The following is a 14,150-nucleotide window of genomic DNA, read 5'->3' as shown; positions in this document are numbered from 1 at the left end:
TGGACCAATGACAGCTTCAACGTCCAGCTTCGGCATCGATCTCGGTCCAATTCAGCGGGATTGGACCATCGGCGAGCTTCTCGCATGGCTCCAGGACGACGCCCGCACGCACGACCCGGCCCTCCGTGAGCCGCTCGCCCGCATCGAGGCCGCCGTGACCGGCACCCCGTGGCCGAGGTCCCCGTCCACGGTGGCCTTGATCCGTTCTCTCGCGACGGCGTCTCGGTCCGGAGGCCTCTCCCGTGTTCGAATCGCCCACTTTGCTCCGAATCCGGCCGGGATGGAGCACAGTGCGCGATTCGAAACGAGTCAGGTGGCCTGAGCCCCGGCGCCGGAGGCGGGAGTGGTGACGATGTCGGCGCGGTCGCGGAAGCCCTCCGCCGTGACCCTGTCCAGCGCGACCTGCTTGCGGATGGCCAGCGCCTTCTCATAGAGGCTCGGGTCGCCGTAGCTCGTGAGCACCTTCACCAGCACCGGCAGCAGCTCGATCATGAAGAACAGCGCCGCGATGAGGATGTGCGCCCAGAGGATCGCGGGCTCCTTCTCACTCAGGCGGTTGAGGCCGCTGATCTGGCTCAGCAGCCCCACCGCCCCGGCGTTGCCCTGCGCCACGGAGTCCGCGCGGGCGTTGTAGGCCGCGAGCGCCTGCTCGTAGGTGTCACGCGCGGCGGGGAGTTCATCCTTCGCCTGCTGACGGTTCTGCGACTCCGAGGCCGTGGTGTTCTCCTTGGCTGCGCTTCCGGCAGCGGCGAGTTCCTCGTTCGCGGTGCGGAGCTGGGCCGCGAGCGCGTCGTAGGTCTGCTGGGCCTCGGCGAGCTGGGCCTGGGCGGCCTGAGAGCTCGCGCCCTCGCCGTTCACGCCGGTGCAGCCGGGGACGGTGCCCGCACCCTCGCCCGTGAGCTCGCACTGGTACAGCGTCCGCGCCTGGTCGATCACGGCCTGCTGCTCCGTGAGCTTGGCCGTCAGGTCGTCGACCGTGGACTGGGCGGCGGATTCGGTCGCCGACGACGATTCGGTCCCGGCGACGATGCCCGTCGCCGCCTGGTTCTCGAGCGCCGCGACACGCTCGGACGCCGCATCCAGCGCCTTCTTCTCCGGACCGGTCTCGAGCGCCTCCTGGTCGGCCTGCGCCTGGACGATGTTGGTCGCGGCGACCTCGCGCGAGATGTCGTTGTGGAAGATCTGCAGAACGAGCGGCTCCGCGACGACGAAACCGATGATCGCGGCCATGATGACGCGGGGGATCGCCAGGCCGATGAGCTTCCAGACGTTGCGGGTCGACGTCATGGTCGAGGTCAGGAAGCGGTCGAGGTTGAAGATGATGAGCGCCCACACGATCGCGAGCGGGATGGCGAGCCAGACCGCCGCGCGCACGCCCGTCGTGAGGGCGAAGAGCATGGAGATCGCGCTGACGAGGGCGGTGCCGGCGAGCACGAAGAACATCTGCACGAAACGCGGGGTCTCGCCGGGGACACGGTCGAGGATCTCGCCCTCGGCCCCGCCGAGGATCGCGAGAGCACGGAGGCGCTCGGCGGCGGTGCGACGACGACGCGGCTTCCGGACGCGCGGCGGACGCGCCTTCCGCGCGGGGACGGGCTCCGCGTCGACCGGGGCGTCGGGCGCCGTCACCGGCTCGGGCGTCGGGTCGTCGGACGCGACGTCGGACTGCGCGGACGTGTCGCCGGTCGGCTCGTACTCGCGCAGGAAGTCGAGGTCATCCGTCTCGGCGTTCGGGTCGCCGTCGAGGATGATCCGACCCTGCGAGTCGAAGCGACCCGGGCGGTGGGCGGAATAGGGCATCCCGATAATCTACGAAACTCCGCCTGTGCATACCGTGGAAGATCCCTTGGACGGGCCTTCGAGTCGCGCGAATGGCGGCATCCGGGCCGGATGTGGAGCCAGGTGAGCGATTCGAACCGGGGTCAGGCCATCGCCGCGGCGGCAGCCTCGTCCTCGGTCGTCGCGACGAGCTGTCCGCAGGCGCCGTCGATCTCCTTGCCGCGGGTGTCGCGGAGGGTCGTCGGGATGCCGGCGTCGTTCAGCCGTCGCACGAACTCGTCCGTGACATCCTTCTCCGACGAGGTCCAGATCGAGCCCGGCGTCGGGTTCAGCGGGATCGGGTTCACGTGCACCCACCCGCGACCGCGCTGGTTGAGCTTGTCCGCCAGCAGGTCGGCCCGCCAGGCGTGGTCGTTCATGTCCTTGATGAGGGCGTACTCGATGGACACGCGGCGCCCGGTCTTGGCGTAGTAGTCGTAGGCCGCGTCGAGCGCCTCGTCGACCTTCCACCGCGAGTTCACGGGGATGAGCTCGTCGCGCAGGTGGTCGTCGGGGGCGTGCAGCGACAGGGCGAACGTGACGGGGATGTTCTCGTCGGCCAGCTTCCTGATCGCGGGCACGAGCCCCACCGTCGACACGGTGATTCCGCGGGCGCTCATGCCGAGACCGTCGGGCTGCGGGGCGACCATGGTGCGCACCGCGTCCATGACGCGCTTGTAGTTGGCCAGCGGCTCCCCCATGCCCATGAAGACGATGTTGGAGACGCGCTCCATGCTGTGATCGTCGCGCTTCTTGCCGCCCAGCTCGCCGTTCGCGATGGCCCGGTTGGCCCGGACGATCTGCTCGATGATCTCGGCGGTGGACATGTTGCGCGTCAGCCCCGCCTGACCCGTGGCACAGAACGGGCAGTTCATGCCGCAGCCGGCCTGGCTCGACACGCACAGCGTGATGCGTCCGGGGTAGCGCATGAGGACCGACTCGACGAGCGCGCCGTCGTGCAGGCGCCAGAGGAACTTGATGGTGTCGCCGCGGTCGGTCTCCAGCCGCCGCACCTCGGTCATGAGGGGCGGGAGCATGCCGGCGACGAGCTCGTCGCGGATACCGGCGGGGAGATCCGTCATCTCCGCGGGGTCGGACGTGTAGTGGCGGAAGTAGTGCGTGGCGAGCTGCTTGGCGCGGAACCCGGGGAGTCCGAGCTCCTTCACCTTCTCGATGCGCTCGGCCGGGGTGAGGTCGGCGAGGTGGACCGGCGGCTTGCCGCGCTTCGGGCTCGCGAACTGCAGCAGGGGGCGCCCCTCGGCGTCCTTCTTCTGGGTCCAGCCCTCGGTCGCGGGGCGCACCTGCGGGGCTCGGGTCTCGCGGATCGCCCCCGAACGGGACGACGCGGGCGCAGTCGCGGGGCGCGTCTCGGGTGTGCGGGGGTTCTCGGCCATCCCTCCAGGGTACCGGGATGCGGGTGGGAGGCGGCTGGGCACGATCCCTGTCGCGCGGGCGCTTCACGGCTACTTGTAATGACAAGTTGCGGTGCGGAAGAATGGGCGCATCCCCCTCGATCAAGGAGCAGCATGTCCGACCGTCTCGCCCGCGCCCGCACCACCGGCATCCTCGCCGTCCTCCGCGCCCCGTCGCCGGAGCTGGCTCTGGAGGCGTCGGAGGCGATCATCCGCGGCGGAGTCTCCGGTATCGAGGTGACCTTCTCGACCCCCGACGCGCCGGCCGTGATCCGCGAGCTCATCGCCCGCCACGGAGACGCCGCGTACATCGGCGCCGGCACCGTCACGACGGCGGAGCAGGCGACCCAGGCCGCCGACGCGGGTGCCGCGTTCCTCGTCAGCCCGGGAACCCTCCCCGACCTCACGCGCGCCATGCTCGACACCGGCCGCGTCGTGATGACCGGCGCGATGACCCCGACCGAGGTCATGGGCGCCCTCGAACTCGGGGTCGACGTCGTGAAGATCTTCCCCGCCTCCCTCGGCGGCCCCTCCTACCTCGGTGCGCTGCGCGGACCCTTCCCCGACGCCCCGCTGATGCCCACGGGCGGCGTGAAGCCCGACAACCTCGCCGACTGGTTCGCGGCCGGCGCGGTCGCCGTGGGGGCCGGTGGCGACCTCGCGAACGGCACCGCGATCGCGAACGCAGACTGGGCGGACATCGAGGAGCGCGCCGCGCGCTTCGCCGCCGCCCTCGCTGCCACGCGGAGCTGAGCCGCCGACCTCCGGGATCATTTGGTATACCGGATGCATGCGGATGCGACGGAGTGCGGCGGTCGGCGTGCTCGCGGGGGCACTGCTTCTCGCCCCAGCCTGCACCGCTGCACCCTCGTCGCCCCACACGGCACGGATCCCGGAGGTTCCCATGACCGACGCCACGTCCGACCTGCTCGCCGCGGCCGCCGCGGGGGACGCTGACGCCGTCCGCCGCGCGCTCGACGCGGGCGCCGACATCGAGGCCCGTGGCGACGGCGGCATGACCCCCCTGATCACGGCCACCAAGGCGAACCACGTCGACGCGGCACGGCTCCTGATCGAGGCCGGCGCCGACGTGAACGCGAAGGACGACATCCAGGACTCCGCCTACCTCTACGCCGGCGCCCGCGGGCATGACGGGATCCTGCGGATGACCCTGGCGCACGGAGCGGACCTCCGCAGCACGAACCGCTTCGGCGGCACCGCACTGATCCCCGCGTCCGAGCGCGGCCTGCTGCCGACGGTGGAGATCCTGCTGGAGGCGGGGGTCGATCCGGATCACATCAACAACCTCGGCTGGACCGCCCTGCACGAGGCGATCGTGCTCGGCGACGGCTCCGCCCGCTACGTCGAGGTGGTGCGCGCTCTCCTCGACGGCGGCGCCGATGCGACCATCCGCGACGGCGACGGTGTGCTGCCGCTGGACCTCGCGACCGACCGCGGGTATGACGCCATCGCCGCCGAGCTCCGGCGGTGACAGCGCTCGATCCCTGGGCCTGGGCCGCGCTGGGCGTGGCCGCGGTCGTCATCGGGATCTCGAAGACCGCTCTTCCGGGCGGCAGCATCCTTGCGATCGCCCTGTTCGCCGCGGTCCTCCCCGCACGCACCTCCACGGCCGCGACGCTCCTGCTGCTGATGGTGGGCGACGTGTTCGCGCTGCTGGCCTACCGACGGCACGCGCATTGGCCGACGCTGCTGCGCCTCGCACCCGCGGTGGTGGCCGGACTCCTCCTCGGCTTCGCCTTCCTCGCCCTGACGGGAGACGGTGTCGTCCGCCGCGCCATCGGCGTGATCCTGCTGCTCATGATCGCCGTGACGCTGTGGCGGCGATGGCGGCAGGCGCGGGCGGAGCAGGAGGCGGCGGCCCGGGGCGGCGCGCTGCTGGCCGGCGTCTACGGCACGCTCGGCGGTTTCACGACCATGGTGGCGAACGCGGGCGGGCCGGTCATGTCGATGTACTTCCTCGCCACGCGGACGCCCGTCCAGGTGTTCCTGGGCACCTCCGCCTGGTTCTTCGCGATCATCAACGTGATCAAGGTGCCGTTCCTCGCCGGCATCGGGCTGTTCACCGGGCCCGTGCTGCTCACCGATGCGATCCTCGCGCCGCTCGTGGTGCTCGGTGCGCTGCTCGGTCTGCGGGTGACGCGGCGCCTGGACCAGCGGCTCTTCGACCGCATCGTGATCGTGCTGACGATCCTCGGCGCCGTGTATCTGCTGCCCTAGCCCTTCGACAGGCTCAGCCCCTTCGACAGGCTCAGGGACCCAACGGTTCGACGGACTCTGGGCCCTTCGACAGGCTCAGGGACCCAACGCTTCGACGGGCTCAGCCCCTTCGACAGGCTCAGGGACCCAGAGCTGGGTCGCTGAGCCTGTCGAAGCGCGTCAATCCAGGAAGATGTCCGGGAACAGCGCGCTGTCCGGAGTCCCCGGCACCGCGGCGTAGCCCGAGAAGTCGGTGACGCCGTTCGCCTCGAGCACGTCCTCCACGATCAGCGACTGTCCCGTGTAGGTGCGCGCCGGCTGGGTGAGCACGGCGTAGGCGGCGTCGGCGTAGATGTCGGCGGTCCGGCTCGCGGCCATCACCTTGTCGCCGCCGAGGAGGTTCTGCACCGCGGCCGTCGCGATCGTCGTGCGCGGCCACAGCGTGTTGGCGGCGATGCCGTCGGCCGCGAACTCCGCCGCGAGTCCGAGCGTGACCATCGTCATCCCGTACTTGGCCAGCGTGTACCCGGTGTGCGCGCCCAGCCACTTCGGCGTGGGGTTCAGGGGCGGCGAGAGCGAGAGGATGTGCGGGTTCTCGGCGTCCCTGAGGATGGGCACCGCGGCCCGGGAGAGCATGAAGGTGCCGCGGACGTTCACATCCTGCATCAGGTCGTACTTCTTCGCGGAGAGGTCGAGCGACCGGGAGAGGTCGATGACGCTGGCGTTGTTGAGGACGATGTCGATCCCGCCGAACTCACCCTGCGTCTTCATGACGGCCTCGGTGATGTGGTCGTCGTCCCGCACGTCGCCCACGATCGGCAGGGCCTGGCCGCCGGCGGCGCGGATCTGCTCGGCCGCGCTGTGCACGGTGCCCTCGAGCTTCGGGTGCGGGGAGTCGGTCTTGGCGAGCATCGCGATGTTCGCGCCGTCCGCGGCCGCGCGCAGGGCGATCGCGAGGCCGATCCCGCGGCTGCCGCCCGACATGAGGATGGTCTTTCCGGCGAGTGTGCTCATGGTTCTCGTTTCGAATCGCTTGATTGGCTGGATTTCCGGGTCGAATCGGGTCATTCAGGCGATTCGAAGCCGGGAGGGGTCACCGCGGGGCCATGCGGATGGCGCCGTCGAGGCGGATGGTCTCGCCGTTGAGGTAGCCGTTCTCGACGATCTGCTGCACGAGGGCGGCGTACTCGTCGGGGCGTCCGAGGCGAGCGGGGAACGGCACCTGCTGTCCGAGCGAGTCCTGCGCCTCCTGCGGCAGGCCCATGAGCATCGGGGTCTCCATGATGCCCGGGGCGATCGTGCACACGCGGATGGCGTGACGGGCGAGCTCGCGGGCGATCGGCAGGGTCATGGCGTGCACGCCGCCCTTGGACGCCGAGTACGCCGGCTGCCCGATCTGTCCGTCGAACGCGGCGACGCTCGCGGTGTTGACGATGACCCCCCGCTCCTCGTCGTGCAGCTCGTTCGCGGCGATGACGGCGGCGGCCTGGGAGATCACGTTGAACGTGCCGACGAGGTTGATGCGCACGATGCGCTCGAAGTCGGCGAGGACGGCGGGCGTGCCGTCCCGGTCGAGCACCTTGGCAGGCGGGGCGATGCCGGCGCAGTTCACGACCACCCGCAGCGGCGCGGCGGCCTGTGCCGCGGCGACGGCGGCCTTGACCTCGTCGACGCTCGTCACATCGGCGGGCACGAAGAGACCGCCGAGCTCTGCGGCGATCCCCTCCCCCTTCGACGAGGCGAGGTCGATGATCGTGACGTGCGCGCCTGCGGCCGTGAGCCGACGGGCGGTGGCCAGCCCGAGTCCGGAGGCGCCGCCGGTGACGAGGGCACCCTGTCCGCTGATCTGCATCTGATGTTCTCCTTCGAACGTCGTCGTGCGACATGCATGGAACGCAGTCCCAGCCTATGCGGTTCTTGGTGTCACCGCAGGCCCGCCGCGTCGACCCGAGCCTACGACACCGAGGTTCCGGCAGGATGGAGAGGTGAGCATCCCCGCCGCCTCCGTCGAGGTCCCCGCCCGGGTCCGCGAACTCGCCGCCGGGGCCGCGCTGACCCCCGCGTGGCGCAACGCGATCGGCGGCCTGACCTTCCGCACCGACGACGGCCGCTACATCAAATGGGGTCCCCACGATCCCGAGGCGAACATGCGCGACGAGGCCGAGCGGATGCGCTGGGCCCGCACCTGGACCACGGTGCCCGAGGTGCTCTCCCAGGGCCAGGACGAGGCGCACGAATGGCTCGTGACGGCGGCCCTCCCCGGCAGCAGTGCCGTGGATCCGCGGTGGGCCGCCTCTCCCGAGGCCGCCGTCCGCGCGGTCGGGCTCGGCCTGCGCCTCCTGCACGATGCGCTCCCCGTCCCGGAGTGCCCGTGGACCTGGAGCCCTGAGGAGCGCATCGCGAACGCCGCCGCCCGTGGCACGCTGGTGCCGACGGACCTGCAGGAGCCCCCGTCGATCGACCGGCTCGTGGTCTGCCACGGCGACGCGTGCCTCCCCAACACCCTGCTCGACGACGACGGCCGTCCGGTGGCCCACGTCGACCTCGCCGCGCTCGGCGTCGCCGACCGGTGGGCCGACATCGCCGTGGCCGCCATGAGCACGCTGTGGAACTTCGGTCCCGGGTGGGAGGACACGCTCATCGCGGCCTACGGCGTCGACCCCGATCCCCCGAGACTGGAGTACTACCGACGGCTCTGGAACGAGACCTGAGCCGCGCTCACGCCTCGGGATGTGCGTCGCTGAGGAGACTCCCGTCGGGCGGCCGCCGATCCCACGACGGTTTGCGCAGCGCGTAGAACAGCAGCGGCGGCACGCCGAGCACGACGATCACCAGTCCGACGATCCACGGGTACGCGGCCGCCGGGAACGCGGTGAAGCCGTCGGGCGGGATGAAGGCGAGCACGAACGCGGCGAGGCAGGCGACGAAACCGACCCCGGCGACGAACGGCAGGGCCTTCACGCGATAGGCCCGGTGGACGTCGGGCGCCTTCCGCCGCAGCACCATCGCCGAGGCGAACATGAGCATGTACATGATGAGGTACAGCGCGGCGGCCATGTCGATGAGGGCGACGAAGGCCGCGCTGACGTTCGGCACGATGATGAAGATCGCCGCGAGGATCGTGACGATCGTGCCCTGGAGCATGAGGATGCCCGACTGGACCCCGGCCTTGTTGCGCTTCTGCAGCAGCGGCGGGAGCAGACCCGTCTCCGCCGCCGCCAGCACGCCCTTGGACGGACCGGCGACCCAGGTCACCACCGAGGCGAGGGCCCCGGCGGCGATGAGCGCGGACACGACGGCCGTCGCCCACCCCATGTCCCAGTGGTCGAAGTACTCCCCGAACGCGAGCATGATGCCGTTCGTCAGCCCGAGCTCCTTCTCCGGCACCGCGACCGCGATCGCGATGGTGGGCAGGATGAAGACGAGCAGGATGAGGCCGGCGGCGAGGAACACCGAGCGCGGATAGCCCTTGCCGGGATCCTTCATCTGGTTCACGTGGACCGCATTCACCTCCATACCGGCGTAGGCGAGCACGTTCGACACGATCAGCACGATGGAGGCCAGCCCCGTGAACGGCGGGATCATCGCCGAGGCGTCCAGCGGCACCTGACTCTTCTCTCCGCTGAACACCCACACCGCCCCGAACACGATGAGCAGCACCGCCGGGAACAGGGTGCCGAGGATGCCGCCCCAGGAGCCGAGCTTCGCGAAGAGGTCGCCGCCGCGGAGGGTGACCAGGGTGGAGCCCCAGTAGAAGACGATGATGACGACCGCGGTGAAGAACCCGGAGCTGGACAGCGAGGGGTCGAGGAAGACGAAGGCGAGGGCGCCGGCCACGAACGCGAGCTGCGTCGGGAACCAGACCACGTTCTGGATCCACTGCAGCCACACCGCGGTGAACCCCCAGCGGTTGCCGAGGGCCTCGCGCACCCAGACGTACACGCCGCCCTTCCACCCCGTCGCGAGCTCGGCCGCGACGAGGGCCGTGGGGATGAGGAAGAGGATCGCCGGGATGATGTAGAGCGTGACGCTGCCGAGGCCGTAGATCGCCATCGCCGGAAGCGAGCGCAGGCTCGCCACGACCACGAGGGTGAGCAGGGCGAGCTGTCCGACGCCGAGGACGGCGACGGCGGGACGGGAGACGCGCGGCGTGGAGGCGGCGCCGGCGGCACCGGACTGCGGGGCGGACATATCGGCCCCCTAGTGGTGGAACGCCGAGTCGGGGTGGTCGGACGGCATCGGAGCCGTGAGCGCGTCGAGGTGTGCCACCTCGGCGGTGATGGCCTCGAGCAGTTCGGCGGCCAGGTCCATGCTGAGCCCGTTGCGCACGACGATCCGCTGCACCGTGAGGTCTTCGAGGTCCGCGGGCATGGGATAGGCGGGCACGAGCCAGCCGCGCATCCGGAGGCGGTCCTGGAGGTGGTAGAGCGTCCACTTGTCGGTGTGCCCGTCCTTCAGGCGCCAGGCGAAGACGGGGATGTCGCTGCCGTCGTTCCACAGCTCGAACGCATCGAGCTTCGCGATGCCCGCGGAGAGGAACTTCGCCACGTCCTGCGAGGCCTGCTGCACGGCCCGGTAGCCCTCGAACCCGAGGCGGAGGAACAGGTAGTACTGCAGCAGCACCTGAGCGCCAGGGCGGGAGAAGTTCAGGGCGAAGGTCGGCATCTCCCCGCCGAGATAGCTCACCTTGAACACCAGGTCCTCCGGCAGCCAGTGCGCGTCGCGCCAGACCACCCACCCGAGACCCGGGTAGACGAGACCGTACTTGTGTCCCGAGGTGCTGATGGAATGCACGCGCTCCAGCCGGAAGTCCCAGACCAGGTCGGGCTGGAGGAACGGGGCGATCATCGCGCCCGAGGCGCCGTCCACGTGGATCGGGATGTCGAGACCCGTCTTCTCCTGGATCGCGTCGAGCGCCGCGGCGATCTCGGCCACCGGCTCGTACATGCCGGTGTAGGTGACGCCCATGATGGCGACCACCCCGATGGTGTTCTCGTCCACGTACTTCTCGAGGTCATGGCCGTCGAGCGTCTTGTGCTCCTCGCTGATGGGCACGTAGCGCGGTTCGACGTCGAAGTAGTTGCAGAACTTCTCCCAGCACACCTGCACCGCGCTCGACATCACGAGGTTCGGCGTGGAGGCGTCCTTGCCGGCGGCACGGCGGGCCTGCTGCCAGCGACGCTTGAACGCGAGACCGCCGAGCATGCACGCCTCGGAGGAGCCGATGGTCGACGTGCCGATGCTGCGGGAGGCGTCCGGCGCCTTCCACAGGTTCGCGAGCATGTGCCAGCAGTTGTCCTCGATGGCGGCGGTCTGCGGATACTCGTCCTTGTCGATCATGTTCTTGTCGAAGGAGGCCATGTAGACCTGCTTCGCCTCGTCATCCATCCAGGTGCTGACGAAGGTGGCGAGGTTGAGGCGCGCGTTGCCGTCGAGGATGGTCTCGTCCTCGACGATCTGCTTCGCCGTCGCGGGAAGCGACTCGGAATCCGGGATGACGTGTCGCGGTGCGACGGTGGCCTCACCCGGCCGCGTGAACAGCGGCTGGTCGTCGGCGGAGGAGATGCTCATGGGACGTCCCTTTCGGTCGGTGTCGATTGGCACTGTCTCCAGCGGACGCTAGACCGGCCGTCGAGTCACCTCCAGGGGCCCTCGTCCGAAAGGGGTGAGGGTCAGGACGGCCCGAGGATGAAGTTCCAGGCGCCGGTGGCGACCGCCGCGGCGATCGCGATCCCGGAGATCGCGGCCCCGACGGCGAGGAGGGCCCACTCCGGGGCACCGAAGCGGGACTCGCGCGCCCAGGTGCGGCGGCCGGGGGCACCGAAGCCCCGTGCCTCCATTGCGGTGGCGAGCTTGGCGCCGCGGCGGATCGACAGGACGAGCAGGGCGAAGGCCATGCCGAGGAAGCGCCGGATGCGGCCGCGGTCGGCCACGCCGCGGGCTCGACGCGCCAGTTCCAGAGCCCGCCAGTCGTCGAGGAACAGCCCCACCATGCGCAGTCCGGCGAGCGCGCCGAGCACGAATCGGGCGGGCAGGCGCAGGATCTGCCCGAGGCCGTCGGCGAGATCGGTCGGATCGACCGTGATGAAGAGCACCACCGAGGGCAGGGCGATCGCGAGCACCCGGAGCATCGTGGCGACGGCGAGCGCGAGCGACCCCTCGCTGATGCGCAGCACGAACCAGTCGACGTAGACCGTGCCGCTCGTCTCGCCGTACAGGGCGATGGTGAGCCCTGTGAGCGGCGCCGCGAGCCAGACCGGCCAGGTGCGGACCCAGAACTCGCGCCACCCGATGCCGGCGAACAGGAACAGCACCGCTTCGAGCACCAGGGCGACCGCCGCCGACACGGGATCCAGCGTGAGGATCAAGGGCACGGCGATGAGGGCGCTCACGCCGAGCTTCGCGACCGGGTTGATCCGGGCCACGACGCCGGCGCGGGCGCGGGTGTCGGCGAGATCCGTCATGCCGGCGCCCCCAGGGCGAAGCGGGTGGCGTGCAGGGCGCGCGCCACGTCGAGGTCGTGCGTGACGGTGACGATCGCGGAGCCCTCATCCCGGAGGGTGGCGAGCATCGCGACGAGCTCGGCCCAGGTGCGGGCGTCCTGTCCGAACGTCGGCTCGTCGAGGATCAGCACCCGGGGTCGCGTGGCGATCGCGGCCGCGACGGTGAGACGGCGCTTCTCCCCACCCGAGAGCGTGTACGGGTTCGCGGCTCCCAGCGCGGACAGGCGCAGGCGGGCGAGCAGCTCGTCGACGCGGGCCTCGACCTCGTCCTCGGGGACGCCCAGCGCGCGCGGGCCGATGGCGAGCTCGTCCCGCACGGTGGTGGCGAGGAGCTGGTGCTCCGGCTCCTGGAAGACCATGCCGATCCGGGTGAGGAGGTCGCGGGACGCCCAGCGGATCGGCGCGGGATCGGCACCCTGCGCGAGCACCGGCGTCGCGGTCACGGCCCCCTCCGCGGGCGGGAGCAGGCCCGCGAGGGTCAGGCCCAGCGTGGACTTGCCCACGCCGTTCGGGCCGGTGATCGCGAGGGCCTCGCCCGCCCGCACGTCGAGGTCGATGCCGCGGGCCACCGGACGCCCCTTCACCCGCGCCACGGCGAGTGCTCGGGCCGACAGCAGCACCTCGCCGGGCACTGTCCTCGGTGCCGGGGGCTCGGCGGGAGGACGCCCGGGCACCCAGACGCCGTCCGCGGCCAGGCGCTCTCCCTGCGCACCGAGCACCGCGGCGGGAGGGCCGTCCGCGACCACCCCGCCGGCACCGAGCACGATGACCCGGGTGAGGAGCGGCAACCACACCTCGAGTCGATGCTCCACGACCACGAGGGTGGCGGGGTGCGCGGCGAGCATCCGCTCCACCGCCTCCCTGACCTCGCGCACCCCGTCCGGATCGAGGTTCGCCGTCGGCTCGTCGAGGAGGACGAGGCCGGGGCGCATCGCGAGCATGCCGGCGAGGGCGAGACGTTGCTTCTGGCCGCCCGACAGCGCCTTGGTCGGATGATCGAGCGGCACGTCGAGGCCGACGGCAGCGAGCGCCGCCTCGACACGCGGCCAGATCTCCGCACGCGGTACGCCGAGGTTCTCGCACCCGAACGCGACGTCGTCGCCCGCGCGGCGAGGATCACCTGGGAGTCGGGGTCCTGGAGCACGAGCCCGGCGCGCCCGCGAGTCGCCACCGCCGGAGCGTCGTCGACGAGGAGCTCCCCCGCGCTCTCGCCCTCCTCCTCGCCGCCGAGCACGCCCGCGAGGCCGTGCAGCAGGGTCGACTTGCCTGCCCCGGACGCGCCGAGCACGAGAACCCGCTCGCCGGGCTCGATGCGGAACGAGACGTCGCGCAGCGCCCATGCCCGGCGGCTCGCATGCCGCCAGCCCCAGCCGCGCGCCTCGACGACCGCGGGAGCGACCTGCGCCGCCATCAGACGCGCACGCGCGCCTCGCGCCCGGAGCCGAAGCGGTCCAGCGCCCCCGTCGCCGCGATACCGCGGGCGAGCACCCACGACAGGGCACCGGCGATGACGGCGCCGGAGATCACGGTGCTCACGAGGTAGATCACGGTGAACGCGGGACCGGAGCCGGCGTACCAGAGGATGAGGTTGTTGATGCCTCCCGCGAGCGCAGCGCCGGCACCGGCGAGGATCGCGACGGGCAGCGACCAGCGACGGTAGAAGAACAGCAGGAAGACGAGCTCGGCGCCGAGACCCTGCACGAGGCCCGCTTCGAGCGTGAGGAAGCCACCCCACTGGTTGCCGATGAGCGCCGAGACGACGGCGGCCAGCAGTTCGACGTAGATCGCCGCACCGGCCTTGCGGATGATGAGGCCGCCGAGCACTCCGGCGAACAGCCACGGTCCGTCCAGGAGACCCTGGAGCCCGGGGAGCAGCGGCTCGAGCAGGGCCTTGGGGCCCAGGTACCCGACGTTCCAGGCCAGGAAGATCAGGCCGGCGGCGACGCCGAGCACGCTGGCGACGACGATGTCGACGATGCGCCACCGCAGATAGCTGCGCGCCGGAGCGCCGGTCGTCTTCGTGGACGAGGATGCGGACGTGGACGTACTCATGTGAACTCCTCCCTGCGCTGGCATGACCCAGATCAGGTTCGACGGTCGAAGCGCGATTCGCTCCCTCTCAGCCCGGCTCGCCGGACTCCCGTGGTTGTGCTGTAGATCCTAGCGTCTTCCGTCCGCGCGTCCCGAGCCGCGCACGGCG

Annotated in this window: 12 protein-coding genes, 1 pseudogene and 1 riboswitch; of the genes and pseudogenes, 4 read left to right on the top strand and 9 right to left on the bottom strand. The window is 71.0% G+C overall.

The features are described 5' to 3' along the window. Positions 1-309: 309 nt before the first annotated feature. Positions 310-1,800 (bottom strand): DUF4407 domain-containing protein, encoded by a 1,491-nt coding sequence (locus tag AC2W7E_RS12600; protein ID WP_485989255.1) that lies wholly within the window; start codon positions 1,798-1,800, stop codon positions 310-312. 122 nt (positions 1,801-1,922) lie between these two features. Beyond that, entirely contained in the window at positions 1,923-3,212 is a 1,290-nt protein-coding gene (gene rlmN / locus AC2W7E_RS12595; RefSeq protein WP_238695698.1) for a dual-specificity RNA methyltransferase RlmN, read from the bottom strand. A gap of 132 nt (positions 3,213-3,344) precedes the next feature. Here rlmN and AC2W7E_RS12590 point away from each other — a divergent pair, with 132 nt between their 5' ends. From AC2W7E_RS12590 to AC2W7E_RS12580, 3 genes are all read left to right on the top strand, one after another. Next, on the top strand, positions 3,345-3,983 hold the full coding sequence (locus AC2W7E_RS12590; protein WP_085605563.1) for a bifunctional 4-hydroxy-2-oxoglutarate aldolase/2-dehydro-3-deoxy-phosphogluconate aldolase: 639 nt from the start codon (positions 3,345-3,347) through the stop codon (positions 3,981-3,983). Positions 3,984-4,134: 151 nt separating this feature from the next. Continuing rightward, on the top strand, positions 4,135-4,722 hold the full coding sequence (locus AC2W7E_RS12585) for an ankyrin repeat domain-containing protein (protein ID WP_315109102.1): 588 nt from the start codon (positions 4,135-4,137) through the stop codon (positions 4,720-4,722). Beyond that, on the top strand, positions 4,719-5,468 hold the full coding sequence (locus tag AC2W7E_RS12580) for a sulfite exporter TauE/SafE family protein (protein WP_485989254.1): 750 nt from the start codon (positions 4,719-4,721) through the stop codon (positions 5,466-5,468). Before AC2W7E_RS12585 ends, AC2W7E_RS12580 begins: the two co-directional genes overlap by 4 nt. A 159-nt stretch (positions 5,469-5,627) precedes the next feature. Here the strand turns inward: AC2W7E_RS12580 and AC2W7E_RS12575 are convergent, their stop codons facing one another. Next, positions 5,628-6,461 carry an SDR family oxidoreductase gene (locus AC2W7E_RS12575; RefSeq protein WP_259954372.1) on the bottom strand — a complete coding sequence of 278 codons (834 nt, stop codon included), beginning with the start codon at positions 6,459-6,461 and terminating at the stop codon, positions 5,628-5,630. A 79-nt stretch (positions 6,462-6,540) separates the two neighbouring features. Beyond that, entirely contained in the window at positions 6,541-7,299 is a 759-nt protein-coding gene (locus AC2W7E_RS12570) for an SDR family NAD(P)-dependent oxidoreductase (RefSeq protein WP_485989253.1), read from the bottom strand. Positions 7,300-7,432: 133 nt separating this feature from the next. On the opposite strand from AC2W7E_RS12570, the gene AC2W7E_RS12565 reads away from it, so the two are divergent. Continuing rightward, complete coding sequence (locus tag AC2W7E_RS12565; RefSeq protein ID WP_485989252.1) at positions 7,433-8,158, top strand: phosphotransferase; 726 nt, start codon at positions 7,433-7,435, stop codon at positions 8,156-8,158. Between the two features lie 7 nt (positions 8,159-8,165). On the opposite strand, the gene gadC is transcribed toward AC2W7E_RS12565, so the two are convergent. The 5 genes and pseudogenes from gadC to AC2W7E_RS12540 all read right to left on the bottom strand — a co-directional run bounded on the left by gadC (position 8,166) and on the right by AC2W7E_RS12540 (position 14,002). Beyond that, the gene (gadC, locus tag AC2W7E_RS12560; RefSeq protein WP_485989251.1) at positions 8,166-9,638 is read right to left on the bottom strand and encodes a glutamate/gamma-aminobutyrate antiporter GadC; all 1,473 of its coding nucleotides are present in this window, start codon (positions 9,636-9,638) and stop codon (positions 8,166-8,168) included. Positions 9,639-9,647: 9 nt separating this feature from the next. Further along, complete coding sequence (gad, locus tag AC2W7E_RS12555) at positions 9,648-11,018, bottom strand: glutamate decarboxylase (RefSeq protein ID WP_085605571.1); 1,371 nt, start codon at positions 11,016-11,018, stop codon at positions 9,648-9,650. A gap of 101 nt (positions 11,019-11,119) precedes the next feature. After that, a complete protein-coding gene (locus AC2W7E_RS12550; protein WP_025104858.1) occupies positions 11,120-11,911 on the bottom strand; it encodes an energy-coupling factor transporter transmembrane component T family protein in 792 nt (263 codons plus the stop codon). Next, positions 11,908-13,361: pseudogene (locus AC2W7E_RS12545) on the bottom strand (ABC transporter ATP-binding protein). The gene AC2W7E_RS12550 and the pseudogene AC2W7E_RS12545 overlap by 4 nt, the downstream one beginning before the upstream one ends. Further along, the gene (locus AC2W7E_RS12540) at positions 13,361-14,002 is read right to left on the bottom strand and encodes an ECF transporter S component (protein ID WP_025104860.1); all 642 of its coding nucleotides are present in this window, start codon (positions 14,000-14,002) and stop codon (positions 13,361-13,363) included. Before AC2W7E_RS12540 ends, AC2W7E_RS12545 begins: the two are co-directional and overlap by 1 nt. Next, a riboswitch (TPP riboswitch) is annotated at positions 13,993-14,104 on the bottom strand. It overlaps the preceding gene by 10 nt. Positions 14,105-14,150 lie beyond the last annotated feature (46 nt).

This window comes from Microbacterium sp. CFSPD4_SD4 (assembly GCF_057364585.1).
This window is presented reverse-complemented; position numbering and strand designations above follow the sequence as displayed.